At 38.4% G+C, this 13723-nt stretch carries 11 protein-coding genes, 2 tRNA genes, 1 pseudogene, 2 riboswitches and 2 other annotated features; of the genes and pseudogenes, 11 read left to right on the top strand and 3 right to left on the bottom strand.

Translation table 11 applies throughout. The features are described 5' to 3' along the window. Positions 1–12: 12 nt before the first annotated feature. The 7 genes and pseudogenes from pdxT to JCM12304_RS03415 all read left to right on the top strand — a co-directional run bounded on the left by pdxT (position 13) and on the right by JCM12304_RS03415 (position 6937). Positions 13–603: a pyridoxal 5'-phosphate synthase glutaminase subunit PdxT gene (gene pdxT, locus JCM12304_RS03445; protein ID WP_060678547.1), complete on the top strand. Its 591-nt coding sequence runs from the start codon at positions 13–15 to the stop codon at positions 601–603. A gap of 29 nt (positions 604–632) precedes the next feature. Next, positions 633–858 (top strand) — a binding site (T-box leader). Between the two features lie 347 nt (positions 859–1205). Beyond that, a complete protein-coding gene (gene serS / locus JCM12304_RS03440; protein WP_060678546.1) occupies positions 1206–2480 on the top strand; it encodes a serine--tRNA ligase in 1275 nt (424 codons plus the stop codon). Between the two features lie 69 nt (positions 2481–2549). Then, a riboswitch (SAM riboswitch) is annotated at positions 2550–2652 on the top strand. Positions 2653–2774: 122 nt separating this feature from the next. Then, positions 2775–2876, top strand: a riboswitch (SAM riboswitch). 73 nt (positions 2877–2949) lie between these two features. Then, positions 2950–3980, top strand: a pseudogene (locus tag JCM12304_RS03435) (methionine ABC transporter ATP-binding protein). Beyond that, positions 3970–4620, top strand: coding sequence for a methionine ABC transporter permease (locus JCM12304_RS03430; RefSeq protein WP_019377803.1), 651 nt, complete (start codon positions 3970–3972; stop codon positions 4618–4620). The pseudogene JCM12304_RS03435 and the gene JCM12304_RS03430 overlap by 11 nt, the downstream one beginning before the upstream one ends. Before the next feature lie 21 nt (positions 4621–4641). Further along, complete coding sequence (locus JCM12304_RS03425; protein WP_019377802.1) at positions 4642–5460, top strand: MetQ/NlpA family ABC transporter substrate-binding protein; 819 nt, start codon at positions 4642–4644, stop codon at positions 5458–5460. 28 nt (positions 5461–5488) lie between these two features. Beyond that, positions 5489–6691: a M20 family metallopeptidase gene (locus tag JCM12304_RS03420; RefSeq protein WP_019377801.1), complete on the top strand. Its 1203-nt coding sequence runs from the start codon at positions 5489–5491 to the stop codon at positions 6689–6691. A gap of 153 nt (positions 6692–6844) precedes the next feature. After that, positions 6845–6937 (top strand) — tRNA-Ser (locus tag JCM12304_RS03415). Positions 6938–7404: 467 nt separating this feature from the next. Here JCM12304_RS03415 and JCM12304_RS03410 read toward each other — a convergent pair. After that, positions 7405–8163 carry a GTP pyrophosphokinase gene (locus JCM12304_RS03410; protein WP_082387965.1) on the bottom strand — a complete coding sequence of 253 codons (759 nt, stop codon included), beginning with the start codon at positions 8161–8163 and terminating at the stop codon, positions 7405–7407. A 100-nt stretch (positions 8164–8263) separates the two neighbouring features. After that, positions 8264–8474, top strand: a binding site (T-box leader). Positions 8475–8522: 48 nt separating this feature from the next. Between JCM12304_RS03410 and proC the strand changes: the two genes are divergently transcribed. Continuing rightward, a complete protein-coding gene (gene proC / locus JCM12304_RS03405; protein ID WP_060678545.1) occupies positions 8523–9335 on the top strand; it encodes a pyrroline-5-carboxylate reductase in 813 nt (270 codons plus the stop codon). 272 nt (positions 9336–9607) lie between these two features. Then, entirely contained in the window at positions 9608–9829 is a 222-nt protein-coding gene (gene tatA / locus JCM12304_RS03400; RefSeq protein ID WP_019377798.1) for a twin-arginine translocase TatA/TatE family subunit, read from the top strand. 571 nt (positions 9830–10400) lie between these two features. Here the strand turns inward: tatA and JCM12304_RS03395 are convergent. Both JCM12304_RS03395 and JCM12304_RS03390 read right to left on the bottom strand, forming a co-directional pair. After that, the gene (locus JCM12304_RS03395; protein ID WP_019377797.1) at positions 10401–11084 is read right to left on the bottom strand and encodes a deoxynucleoside kinase; all 684 of its coding nucleotides are present in this window, start codon (positions 11082–11084) and stop codon (positions 10401–10403) included. Positions 11085–11140: 56 nt separating this feature from the next. Beyond that, a complete protein-coding gene (locus JCM12304_RS03390) occupies positions 11141–11788 on the bottom strand; it encodes a deoxynucleoside kinase (RefSeq protein WP_019377796.1) in 648 nt (215 codons plus the stop codon). Positions 11789–11966: 178 nt separating this feature from the next. Between JCM12304_RS03390 and JCM12304_RS03385 the strand changes: the two genes are divergently transcribed. Then, a tRNA-Arg gene (locus JCM12304_RS03385) sits at positions 11967–12042 on the top strand. 107 nt (positions 12043–12149) lie between these two features. Next, positions 12150–13385, top strand: a complete 1236-nt coding sequence (locus tag JCM12304_RS03380; RefSeq protein WP_019377795.1) for a dicarboxylate/amino acid:cation symporter — start codon at positions 12150–12152, stop codon at positions 13383–13385. Positions 13386–13723 lie beyond the last annotated feature (338 nt).

Here is a 13723-nt window from a genome sequence, read left to right as displayed (position 1 = left end):
AAGGAATGTATGATGGCAACAATTGGAGTACTTGCACTACAAGGAGCCGTTCGGGAGCATATTCGTTCTATTGAAGCATGTGGAGCACACGCTGTGGAAATAAAACGGACAGAACAGCTGGATACCATTGATGGCTTAATACTTCCGGGCGGGGAAAGCACAACGATGCGCCGATTGATTGACAGCTATGGCTTCTTTGATGCTATTCAGGAATTTGGTGAAAAAGGAAAACCAATTTTCGGCACGTGTGCTGGACTTATCCTAATGGCTAATGAAATAGAAAACCAGGACCAAGCACATCTTGGGCTAATGGATATGAAGGTTGCCCGCAATGCATTTGGCCGCCAAGTAGCCAGCTTCGAAGCAGAATTGGCTATAACTGATGTGGCAGAAGATTTCAACGCTGTATTTATCCGTGCACCTTATATTGTCGAGACTGGATCAGATGTTCATGTGCTCGCGAGGTATAATGAACGTATTGTTGCAGCACAACAAGGGCATTATATTTGTACAGCATTTCATCCGGAACTAACAGATGATAACCGATTTATTGCATATTTTGTTGCTATGGTGGAACAATCAATACAAACACTTGCATCCTAATATGAAATTGGATATGATGATAGTTAATATAAAAAGTAATGACAGGAAGTAGTAATAATATCGCTTGCTTTAGAGAGTCGATGGTTGGTGAAAATCGATGTAAGAGTATTATGAATCCATCCTTGAACTGGTCTATGGAACCCGGCGCGTCCGTAAGTAAGTAGACCCGGCTATGTACCGTTACGAACTGTGAGCCGGAAGAGTTTTTCTCTTCAACAAGGGTGGCAACGCGGGAATTATACTCTCGTCCCTATTTATAGGGACGGGAGTTTTTTGTTTTTGATTTTGAGTAATGAGGCGAGTCTAATGGACAAAACCAGCAGGAATCCCAGCAACTGTGTCCCATAGAACGAGTCTAATGGACAAAATCAGCAGAAATCATAGCAAATGTGTCTAATAGAGCGAGTCTAATGGACAAACCGAGCAGGAATCACAGCAAATATGTCCAATAGAACGAGTCTAATGGACAAAAACAGCAGAATCACAGCAAATGTGTCCAATAGAGCGAGTCTAATGGACAAACCGAGCAAGAATCCCAGCAGTTTTGTCCAATAAGAATATATTTCAATAGTATACCTATACAAATAAAGGAGGAATTAATTATGTTAGACATGAAGTATTTAAGAAATAATTTTCAACAAGTAAAAGAAAAGCTGGCACATCGTGGAGAGGATTTAACGGAGCTTGATAAGTTTGAAGAGCTTGATACGAAGCGTAGAGAGCTAATCTCCGAAACAGAAAAACTAAAGGCCAAGCGGAATGAAGCTACCAAACAAATTTCTGTATTAAAAAAAGAGAAGAAAGATGCAGAGCCTGCCATTAAAGAAATGCGTAAGGTTGGGGATGAGATTTCTGAACTTGATAAACAGCTGAAAGAAATTGAGGAACAATTGCAACATATGATGCTATCTATTCCAAACATCCCCCATGAAAGTGTGCCGGTTGGAGAAGACGAAGAGGACAATATTGAAGTACGTAATTGGGGTGTAGTGAAGGATTTTGACTTTGATGCACAAGCACACTGGGATATTGCGACAAACTTGGATATACTTGATTTTGAAAGAGCAGGAAAGGTAACTGGAAGCCGTTTCGTATTTTACAAAGGACTAGGCGCCAGATTGGAACGTGCATTATTAAATTTTATGATGGACTTGCATGCAGATGAGCACGGCTATGAAGAAATGCTTCCACCGAAAATTGTGAACCGTACAAGCATGACAGGCACAGGCCAGCTTCCAAAGTTTGAAGAAGATGCATTTAAACTGGAAGAATGGGATTATTTTATGGTTCCAACAGCAGAGGTGCCGGTAACCAACTTCCATCGTGATGAGATTTTTAAACCAGAAGAGCTACCTAAGAAATATGTAGCTTTCAGCAGCTGTTTCCGTTCTGAAGCTGGATCTGCAGGACGCGATACACGTGGATTAATCCGTCAGCATCAGTTCAATAAAGTGGAACTCGTTCACTTTGCAAAACCGGAGGATTCTTATGAAACCTTGGAGACACTTACTGGAAATGCGGAGAAGGTGTTACAGCTATTAAACCTACCTTATCGCGTGATGAGTATGTGTACAGGTGACCTTGGATTTACAGCCGCTAAAAAATACGATATTGAAGTATGGATTCCGAGCCAGAATACGTACAGAGAGATTTCTTCTTGCTCTAACTTTGAAGATTTCCAGGCGAGACGTGCAGGTATTCGTTTTCGAAGAGACGCAAATGGTAAGCCAGAATATGTTCATACATTGAATGGCTCTGGTCTGGCAATTGGCCGCACAGTTGCAGCGATCTTAGAAAATTACCAGCAGGAAGACGGTTCTGTTATTGTACCTACCGCTTTACGTGCTTATATGGGTGGAAAAGAAATAATTAAATAAAAAAATGTTTGACAAATTTTAAAATTGATAGTAAAGTCAATACCATACTAAATTAAATAATAAAAAAACTTCTTATTCAGAGAGGTGGAGGGAATTGGCCCTTTGATACCTCGGCAGCGGACTTTTATAGTACTGTGCCAAATCCAACAAGCAACAGCTTGGTAAATAAGAAGAGTTTTGGTTCGTTATATACAAATCTCTTCTTATTTCATAAGGAGGGATTTTTGTTTTTTTAGAGTAATGTGATGGATGCCCGATGTGTGGTACGCATAGTAAAAAATTAAATAGTTATACTTCTTATCCAGAGAGGTGGAGGGACTGGCCCTTTGATACCTCGGCAACGGACTGATTAAGTACCGTGCCAATTCCAGCAGGCGTATGCCTGAAAGATAAGAAGAGCATGTTCCTAAATGCCTCTTCTTATCTTTCTAAGAAGAGGCATTTTTATATTTTTAGAAGGAGGAAAAAAATGATTACATTTGAACATGTGACAAAAATTTATGATGGTACAGCACAGGAAATTAAGGCATTAGATGATGTCAATTTACATATTGAAAAGGGAGAAATTTACGGAGTTATTGGTTTTAGTGGTGCTGGAAAGAGCTCGCTGATCCGTTGTGTAAACTTATTGGAACGCCCAACTTCAGGAAAGGTAACTGTGAACGGCCAGGACTTACTTTCACTTTCGCCTAAAGAGCTGAGGGAAGCAAAACGGAATATTGGATGATCTTTCAACATTTTAATCTATTAAACTCCAAAACTGTTTTTACCAATGTAGCAATGCCGTTACTTTTATCCAATACACCGAAAGAAGAGGTTAAAAAACGGGTTAGTGAATTATTAGAGTTTGTCGGTTTAGAAGACAAAGCAGAAAGTTATCCAGATCAGCTATCTGGTGGGCAGAAGCAAAGAGTGGGAATTGCAAGAGCCTTAGCAACTCAGCCTTCCGTGCTGTTATGTGATGAAGCTACTTCAGCACTTGATCCGGAAACGACGAATTCGATATTAAAGCTTTTAAAGAAAATTAATCAGGAATATAACATTACCATTTTAATTATTACCCATGAAATGGGCGTTATTCGAGAGATTTGTGACAAAGTAGCTGTACTTGATGGAGGGAAAGTAGTTGAAGCGGGATCCGTCTTTGAGGTATTTTCACAGCCAAAAACCGAAGTAGCTCACAATTTTGTAAGCTCGGTTATGCATGATGATATTCCAGAATCCGTATATCAGCTTATTCGAGCACAGGATGAGTCCCATCAAATCTATCGGATCGTATTCGTTGGTGAAGCTACCGGAGCTCCACTACTATCACAAATAGCAAAGCAATATGATGTAGAGGTAAATGTATTATTCGGTAGTATTACAGAATTACAAGGGACCCCGTTTGGAAATTTAATTGTTAAGTTTGCGGGAGAGGAAAAGGAAATCCAGCGAGTGATTATGCATATTCATCAACAAAAAGTAACTGTAAAGGAAGTGTTGGGTAATGTTAGTTGATTGGCAACAAATCATAGAAGCATTATGGGAAACGGTAGCAATGGTGAGTTTTTCTTTACTTTTCTCTGTCGTTATTGGTTTACCTCTTGGCATTTTACTTGTTATTACTCGAAAAGGCCATCTATGGGAAAATAAGCAATTATTTAATCTATTAAACGCAGTCGTAAATATTTTTAGATCCATCCCTTTCATTATTCTGATGGTAGCTGTTATCCCATTTACCCGTTTAGTTGTAGGCACTTCCATAGGTACTGCTGCTGCAATTGTCCCGATGGTGCTTTATGCAGGGCCATATATAGCCAGGTTAATTGAAAATTCATTGTTGGAGGTTGACCCAGGAGTAATGGAAGCAGCACAGGCAATGGGCGCCACACCTAGACAGATAATCACACGCTTTCTCATTCCGGAAGCCTTAAGCTCGCTATTACTGGGAATCACCATTGCAACCATCGGTCTTGTAGGTGCATCGGCCATGGCTGGAGCTGTTGGTGGTGGCGGTCTCGGAGATTTGGCAATAACGTTTGGTTATCAGCGATTTGATACAACAGTCATGCTGATTACGGTTGGTATTCTTGTCGTTATGGTTCAAGGATTACAGTCATCAGGAAACATTTTATCAAAAAAAATAAGAAGAAGATAAACATAAAAGGAGAGAACAAACATGAAGAAATTTGGTCTATTTTTATTACTTTCATTCGTAACCCTTGTTATTAGCGCTTGCTCAAGCGGCGAGGCTGCTACAAAAGTAAAGGTAGGTATTAGTGGTTCAGATACAACTATTTGGGATTATGTTGCTGAAAAAGCCAAGGAGGAGGGGATAGATGTTGAAATTGTTCGTTTCTCTGATTATGTGCAACCAAACATGGCACTAGCTGAAGGAGAAATTGATGCAAATGCTTTCCAGACCGTTTCCTATTTTGATGCATTTATTAAAGAGCATGAATTGGATTTAACACCTATAGCCACTACGGTTATTGCACCAATGGGATTGTATTCTGAAAAGCATGATAGTGTTGAGAGTATTCCTGAGGGAGGAACGATTGCATTACCAAATGAAGCAACGAACATGGGTCGTGGATTACTGTTATTACAGGATGCAGGTTTAATTAAGTTGGAAGAAGGCTTCGATGGGAATGGCTCCCTTGATAAAATTGTTGAGAATCCTAAAAACTTAAATTTTGAATTGTTGGTTGCAGGGCAAACACCGAGAGTACTACCAGATGTAGACGCTTCTATTATAAACAACGGTATTGCTGTAGATGCAGGTTACAGTCCATTGGAGGATTCCATCTACCATGAGGATGAGACAGCGACACCATACATTAACATTATTGCTGTTCAGGAAAAAGACAAAGATAATAAAACACTTAAAAAACTAGCTGAGATATATCAAACAGAGGATGTAGCAGATTTTATCATTGAAGAGCGTGATGGTAATTCCATTCCAACCTTTGTTCCATTAAGTGAAATCGGACATTAATTTAAAAGAAAAGGTAGAGGTGAAAAAAATGACAGTAATAGCTAAGAGTTTAGAAGAAATCAAAAAACGTATTTCTGAAAATATTGAGGAAAATAAAGAGCGCTATATTCAAACAAGTCATGCCATTCATGATCGGCCTGAAATAGGTAATGAAGAATATTTTGCTTCAGAACAATTAGTTAACATTCTTGTTGAAGAAGGATTTCTGGTTGAAAAAGGTGTAGCTGGTCATGAAACTGCTTTTCTGGCAAGAAAAAAAGGAATACTCGATGGTCTGACAATTGGTTTCCTAGCTGAATATGATGCCTTACCGGAAATAGGGCATGCTTGCGGCCATAATATTATTGGTACAACGAGTGTGGCAGCCGCTGTTGCTTTAAGTAAGGTTATTGATGAAATAGGAGGAGAGCTTGTCGTACTTGGTACACCCGCAGAAGAAGGAGGTCCTAATGGAAGTGCAAAAGGAAGCTTTGTTAAAGCTGGTTTAGTCAAAGACCTGGATGCAGCTATTATGCTCCATCCAGGGGCTGATACAAGTCTGACTGGCCCTACCCTGGCTGTTGATCCATTGGACTTTGAATTCTTTGGGAAACCTGCTCATGCTTCTGCCCACCCGGAAAAAGGGATTAATGCATTAGATGGTGTATTACAGTTGTTTAACGGTATTAATGCACTGCGCCAGCATTTACCATCAGATGTACGCATCCATGGCATTATCACACATGGAGGGGATGCTCCTAATATTGTACCAGCATATGCGAAAGCAAAATTTTATTTGCGGGCAGCCTCCAGACCAGTATTAGATGAAGTAACTAAAAAGGTAAAGGCAATTGCCGAAGGAGCTGCTTTGACTACTGGTGCGACTGTAAAAGTTACGGCCTTTCAAAACGAGGTAGACAACTTTATTCTTAACGATTCTTTCGATCAGGTATTCAAAGAAGTGGTTGAAGGATTAGGGGAAAAGGTTAAATTAGAGAAAAAAACAGCCCTCGGTTCCACAGATGCAGGTAATATAAGTCAAGTTGTTCCGACAATTCATCCTCACATTAAAATTGGTTCTAGTGACTTAATTGGACATACAGTGGAATTTAGGGAAGCTGCACGATCAGAAAAGGGTGATCAAGCTTTAATTACTGGTGCAAAAGCAATTGCGCTGACAATTCTTGAGCTACTTACGAATAAGGAAATCTACCCTAAAATTAAAGAAGAATTTGATAAACGCACGAAGTAAATTAGGCATTAGTTTACAAATAAAGGGATGGAAGTATTCATATTCCATCTCTTTAACTATAAAGAAAATTAAGACTTTCACTTATGAATAAAAAAATCTACAAAAATAATTGACAGTAAAAATGATGCATGATATATTATATCTTGTCGTCACGGAGGTATACCCAAGTCTGGCTGAAGGGATCGGTCTTGAAAACCGACAGGCGGGTCAAACCGCGCGGGGGTTCGAATCCCTCTACCTCCTCCATTTTAACTAAGCGCATAAATTTTGGAGATATGAAAAACCGTTACATTTGTAACGGTTTTTTTAGTGTTTAAATATATATTGTGGTTATTCAGTGATTCGGGAAATACACTTCGCTCCGTTTAGTGTCTTCAGCTCATGCTATTTCGTGGGCTAACAGGACAAGGAAAGCTTCTAAGAGAAACATCGCACGATGAAAAAGTGGTTTTCTTTTTCGAGGACGTTGGTCATGCAATCGTTCCACAGAGGGGGTTGGTGGGGCGAGTAAGCGCAGCCCCAGCCCCAGGACGTTGCGTTCTTAAATTGCCATCTTCCATCCCCATCAATTGGTATATGGTATTAATTGATTAAAGGTATTTAATAATTGGAGAAGTATCTTCTACCTTCAACTATGAAAGAACAAAATACGTTTTACCTCAACATTTGCCATAGATCCTTTTTAGCCAAATAAGAAAAAGGATAGCAATCTTCTATTCCTCTTCCTTTATAAAAGATGTTAATAATCCCATGGGAAGGTGGAAATTTTCGTTGTTCACTTGAAGTACTTGCAGCTCACGTTCTTGTTCTGCTTCTTTAATATGATTTACTTCTTTATGCAACTGTTCCATTCTGTGATCAAGCTCTGAAGCCACCCTTGCTGCATCAACAAGCTCCTTTGTTAATCTTTCTGGTATTTCCTTATTATATTTATAATAAATTTTATGCTCTAAGCTTGCCCAAAAGTCCATGGCCACTGTCCGAATTTGAATCTCTACAAAAACTTCTTCTTTTCGATCAGACATATAGACAGGAATAGAAACAATGATATGCAAGCTTTGATAGCCAGTTGACTTCGGATGCTTTATGTAATCTTTAAATTTGATAAACGTAATATCTTTTTGTTGCTTTAACATTTCACTGATTCTATATATATCAGAAATAAATGAACATACGATTCGTATGCCAACAATATCTTGGATATTCTCTTTAATAGATAGCAGGGTAATCTCTAAGTTTTTTCGGTACATTTTTTTAAAAATACTTTCAGGAGATTTAAGCCTTGTTTTTATATGTTCAATAGGATTGTATTCATGAAAGTGCTGAAATTCTTCCTTCAATATATTCAGCTTCGTATTCATCTCATCCATGCCAAACTTATATGTCATCATAAAACGAGTCATTTCATTTTTGACGTTTATTAGTTGCTGGAGGTTTTGATCACTCATTCGTATTCGCCTCTTCCATTCCATGTTACTTTTCTCCTCTATAGTAGCTTATTTCATCTAAATTTGCATGCATGCTTGACATTTTTAATTACAACGCTTATATTACATACTTATACAAGTAAATAAACAAACGATGATCAGACCAGTAATACATTGTTCGATCGAAAGAGATTGGAATTCATCGGCTGAAAGATTCCATCGATATAGACATGTATGAACCTACCTGGGAGTTGTTAGATTAAACCTAACCACAGTAAGCTGTGTTATCAATAAAAGTCGGGCATGTTTACGCATGCCAAAATAGGTGGTACCGCGGAAATCTTTTCGTCCTTATATTGAGGGATGAAGGGATTTTTTTTATTTTAAAATCAGGAGGGCAAATTATGAAAAAAATAGCATTTATCGGAGCCGGGTCTATGGCAGAAGCTATTATATCTGGTATTGTTAAAGCAAATATATTTAATAAAGAGAATGTAATCGTGACAAACAAAAATAATAAAGAACGCATGGAACGATTAGAAAAAAAATATCAAATCCAAAGTATTGCAGATAAAGAAAGGGTAATTGAGGGGACAGATATCATTATTCTGGCAACCAAACCATATGACTTGGAAGCGGCGGTAGAGTCGATCAGACCTTATATTCAACCAGAGCAAGTCATTATTTCTGTCATTGCCGGCATATCTACGGACTATATTAGTAAATTGGTCGGTAAAAACGCACCGGTAATTCGTGCAATGCCGAATACATCTGCATCTATCGGATTTTCAGCAACTGCAATTGCTGCGGGTAACCATGCTACAGAAAGTCATGTCAAAGAAGCAGAGGCTCTCTTTGCAACGATAGGCACGACAGCAATTGTAAAAGAGGATGAAATGCACATTGTGACAGGTATTTCAGGAAGTGGGCCTGCATATATTTATTTTCTTGTTGAAGCAATGGAAAAAGCTGCAGTAGAGTCGGGATTAGATCCTTCCACTGCTAAAGCGTTAATTACCCAAACTGTTTTAGGAGCAGGAGAAATGTTAAAGTCTTCTGGGGAATCAGCGGAAGTATTGAGAAAGAAAATTACGAGTCCAGCAGGAACGACTCAAGCGGGGATTGAAGCATTACAACGGAATGACTTTCAACGCGCTGTAATGGAATGTGTGAAAAGCGCACATGATCGATCCATTGAGCTGGGGAAAAGTAAATAACGTTAGAGAAAAATAAGATGCTGAAGGTGCAAAGGTAATATGCTTCTAAAAAAATAATCATCTCAGTATAAAAATGTTTTTCATTAAATTATTTGTATTCTCATTCGTAAGTTATACGGAATAATAAGTGCTTTTATTTTCTTTATTTGGGGTATGCTAGTCCTATTAAACCATGATACAATACAAATATAGACTATGCTTATTAGTTAATAATTTTTGGTCTTGTAATGATACGTTTTAATAAGACTGGTCTACTAATGGAGGTGAAAGCAATGGGAATAGGCAGTATAGGTGTTCCTGGCTTGATTCTTATTATTGTTTTGGCTCTCATCATCTTTGGTCCAAAAAAGTTACCAGAGATCGGAAAAGCAGCAGGTCAGACATTGCGTGAGTTTAAAAATTCAGCCAATGACTTAATGAGCGATGACGAGACGAATAGCAAGGAAAAGAAGGATGTTAAAGACGATACTTCAAATTCAAAAGATGATAAATAATAATAGCTGTTTGATGTAACTGGATTTTCCCTGTGCATCAAACAGCTTTTTTATAAGAGATTTTTAGTTTTACTTAGTGGTTCTAATATATATATTGGAGTTGCTCAGTGATTTAGTAATTCGGGAAAAAACGTATGGTAGCTAGTTTGCGAATGTCTCCTACCGATTATCTTGTTCTTCGGCGGATATTCCAGCTCTATTGCTGATTAATCTATTCTTCGGCGGATATTCCAGCTCTGTTGCTGATTAATCTATCCTCCAGCGGATATTCCAGCTCTGCTGCCGATTAATCTATTCTCCGGCGGATATTCTAGCTCTGCTGCCGATTAATCTATTCTTCGGCGGATATTCCAGCTCTACTGCTGATTAATCTATTCTCCGGCGGATATTCCAGCTCTGCTGCTGATTAATTTGTTCTCCGGCGGATATTCCAGCTCTGCTGCTGATTAATCTATCCTCCAGCGGATATTCCAGCTCTATTGCCGATTAATCTATTCTCCGGCAGATTTTCCCCACACTAGTTTGCAGTTTCCTCCAACTACTAAAAATCTACATGCCAATGCCCCATTTTTTATCGTATGCTTTCCCGTGTTTTCCAGCGTCTGGATTGTTGAATAAAATGGCCAATCTTCTCGAGAATTGGTTCTACGGAATTTTTCTCTTTCATTAAATCATAATCAGATATATTTATTCTAAGAATAGGACAGGCATTAAAATTGTCAATCCAATTTTGGTAGCGGGTATACATTTCTTCCCAATACGCTATAGGTGTATTCTTTTCCATTTCCCTTCCGCGCAGTTGAATGCGTTGCATCACTTCATCAAATGAACCCTCTAAATAAATAAGCAGGTCTGGATGCGGGAAGTAGGGTGTCATAACCATCGCGTCAAATAAATTTGTATAGGTCTCATAATCTGTCTGTGACATTGTCCCATTATCATAATGCATCTTAGCAAAGATTCCCGTGTCCTCATAAATGGAACGATCCTGGATAAAGCCGCCCCCATACTCAAATATCTTCTTTTGTTCTTTAAAACGTTCTGCAAGGAAATAGATTTGCAGATGAAAACTCCAACGTTCAAAGTCAGCATAAAACTTCTCCAAATATGGATTAGTTTCAACCTTTTCAAAGGAAGTTTTAAATTGCAATGCATCAGCTAAGGCATTAGTCATCGTTGATTTACCTACACCTACTGTTCCAGCAATGGTGATAATGCTGTCATTTGGAATGAGGTATTTATCTCTCAAATTCATTTTTTGTTCTCCTTTTACTAAAAAATAGGATTAATTAAAATTAGGACGGTCTATTACTATTTCATTTTTTGGGTATTCATTTTGTTCATATTTTTATCAACAAGTGAGATGATTGCCTCGAGGTCATTCTGATTTTGGACAAAATCTATTTCATCTCCATTAATACGAATAACTGGAATGTCGGGGTGGAGAATTTCAAATTCATTCATATAATCCTCATAATCCTGTGCCAGCTGTGCTAAATAGGAAGGCTTAATATTTTGTTCAATATCCCTACCACGCTTATGAATACGGTCCAAAATGGTATCAAGACTTGCATGTAAATAAATCATCATATTTGGAACAGGCATATCATCCGTAAGAATATGATAAATTTGTTCGTATTTATCAATTTTATCAGCTTGAAGCGTTCGTTTTGCAAATATCATATTTTTTGATATATGGTAGTCAGCAATAACTGCCTTATTCTCTTTGAGATACTTTTTCTCTATATCTTCCAATTGTTTAAATCTATTGCATAAAAAGAACATTTCCGTTTGAAAGCTCCACTCATCTATATCTTCATAGAATTTACCGAGAAATGGGTTTTCCTCGACAATTTCTCTTAATAAATGGACATCATAATGAACAGAAAGTTTTTTTGCAAGGGAGGTTTTCCCAATACCTATCGGCCCTTCGATTGCCATAAAGGGAACTCCTGTCATACAGACTCCTCCAATCCAATCCAAAATTAAAAACAGATGTAAATTATTTTAACATATAAAAGTCCTAGATACCATTTGGTAAAGATTACTCTTTTCTTTTATGTCACCTTTTTGTATAATGAATAGTGCTGATAAAATTGCAGCATCCTTCTCTGATTTAATGGACCATCTAATATAAGCCCCCGTAGCTCAGGGGATAGAGCATCGGTTTCCTAAACCGTGTGTCGCAGGTTCGAATCCTGCCGGGGGCGCCAATTCCAATACGTACTTCCAACCAGTTACCCAACCATCCTACCCAATACAAAAGATTTACCTTTCGTTTTTTTAATCTACTAATCTACAAATAGAAAGGATTGCAGCTATGAGTCTAACTAAAAAGATACTAATTGCTCTCGCTTTAGGGGTAATTGTAGGGATCGGTCTAAGCTTTTCTTCTCCAGATCTATTTCACGGAGTAAATAAATATGCACTTGAGCCTGTTGGCCAGATATTCTTAAACCTCATCATGATGATTGTTGTACCTATCGTATTTGTGTCTATTGTTTTAGGTACTGCAGGGCTTGGTGATCCTGCAAAGCTAGGAAGAATAGGTATGCAAACAATTGTATTCTACCTTGTTACCACTGCTATCGCCTTAAGTATTGGCTTAGGAGTAGGTTATTTGCTGGAACCAGGAAAAGCAGGTGTTTTTGACACAAGTAATGCGGATTATTCAGCAGAATCCCCGCCGCCAATTATGGAGACCTTGGTTAATATTATTCCATCGAATCCACTAGAAGCGATGACATCTGGAGATATGCTGCAAATTATTGCATTTGCCATATTCATTGGGGTTGCCCTTGCTGTTCTGGGAGAAAAAACGGCAGGCATTTATCGTTTATTTGAGCAAGCAAATGATATTTTGATTTTCCTTGTTAATGGTATTATGAGAACGGCTCCATATGGTGCGTTTGCGCTTATTGCATCAGCAATTGGTGATGCAGGATTAGATGCACTAGGTTCCATGTTTATGTATATGGTTGCAGTAATTTTGTCCTTGATTATTCACGGTGCAGTTACATACAGCCTGGCAATCAAGGGAATTGGTAAGGCTAGTCCACTAAAGTTTTATAAGGAATTTTTCCCGGCAATGTCTGTTGCCTTTAGTACGTCGAGTTCCAGTGCTACATTGCCTGTATCCATGAAGATGGCCCAAGAACGACTTGGTGTAAAAAAGTCCATTAGTAGCTTTGTTCAGCCACTTGGAGCGACAATTAATATGGATGGCACTGCAATTATGCAGGCAGTTGCTACGGTGTTTATTGCGCAAGTATATGCCATTTCCTTGGGCTTCAATGATATTCTTATGATCATTCTAACTGCAACACTAGCAAGTATCGGAACTGCTGGTGTACCAGGGGTGGGTTTAATTATGCTTTCAATGGTATTAAAGCAAATTGGTCTTCCTGTAGAAGGTATTGCTCTAATTATTGGTGTTGACCGATTATTGGACATGCTGCGAACTTCCTTGAATATAACCGGGGACGCAACCTGTGCTTATATTATCTCAGAGCATGATAAGCGAATAGAAAGTAAAAAGAGTAAATCAAAAATATAAATCAAGAGCCATGCTTCTCTAAGGAGCATGGCTTTTTTAATGTTCTACTATATATGTTTGGGTTACTCATTAATTCGCAAAAGAGATATACTGCGACGTAACTTAGAATATAGAGGCAGCGTAAATCACCGCTACGGGGAAATATTCCGCTTTCCGGGGTCACATCTAGGCCTCTCTTCCCGCAGCACAAGGAAAGCATCGTCAGCAAGGCATCGCACGAAGAAAATGTGTATTTTCATTTTCGAGGAGTCTCCATATTTCCCCTTCGCTACTATTTCCTATTATATCTACGAAGGAAAATTGCGTTCACTTAGTATGCTGTGTACGAATTGATTGGA

The organism is Virgibacillus halodenitrificans JCM 12304, assembly GCF_001310895.1.
Lineage (GTDB): Bacteria > Bacillota > Bacilli > Bacillales > Amphibacillaceae > Virgibacillus_Q > Virgibacillus_Q halodenitrificans.
Note: the sequence above shows the minus strand (reverse complement) of the source record. Positions and strands in the feature narration are given on the sequence as shown.

Coding starts and splice junctions, on each gene's coding strand:
- serS (WP_060678546.1), top strand. CDS start 1,206: ATGTTAGACATGAAGTATTTAAGAAATAATTTTCAACAAGTAAAAGAA.
- tatA (WP_019377798.1), top strand. CDS start 9,608: ATGGGAATAGGCAGTATAGGTGTTCCTGGCTTGATTCTTATTATTGTT.
- JCM12304_RS03390 (WP_019377796.1), bottom strand. CDS start 11,788: ATGACAGGAGTTCCCTTTATGGCAATCGAAGGGCCGATAGGTATTGGG.
- JCM12304_RS03425 (WP_019377802.1), top strand. CDS start 4,642: ATGAAGAAATTTGGTCTATTTTTATTACTTTCATTCGTAACCCTTGTT.
- JCM12304_RS03395 (WP_019377797.1), bottom strand. CDS start 11,084: ATGAATTTGAGAGATAAATACCTCATTCCAAATGACAGCATTATCACC.
- JCM12304_RS03420 (WP_019377801.1), top strand. CDS start 5,489: ATGACAGTAATAGCTAAGAGTTTAGAAGAAATCAAAAAACGTATTTCT.
- JCM12304_RS03380 (WP_019377795.1), top strand. CDS start 12,150: ATGAGTCTAACTAAAAAGATACTAATTGCTCTCGCTTTAGGGGTAATT.
- proC (WP_060678545.1), top strand. CDS start 8,523: ATGAAAAAAATAGCATTTATCGGAGCCGGGTCTATGGCAGAAGCTATT.
- JCM12304_RS03430 (WP_019377803.1), top strand. CDS start 3,970: ATGTTAGTTGATTGGCAACAAATCATAGAAGCATTATGGGAAACGGTA.
- JCM12304_RS03410 (WP_082387965.1), bottom strand. CDS start 8,163: ATGGAATGGAAGAGGCGAATACGAATGAGTGATCAAAACCTCCAGCAA.
- pdxT (WP_060678547.1), top strand. CDS start 13: ATGGCAACAATTGGAGTACTTGCACTACAAGGAGCCGTTCGGGAGCAT.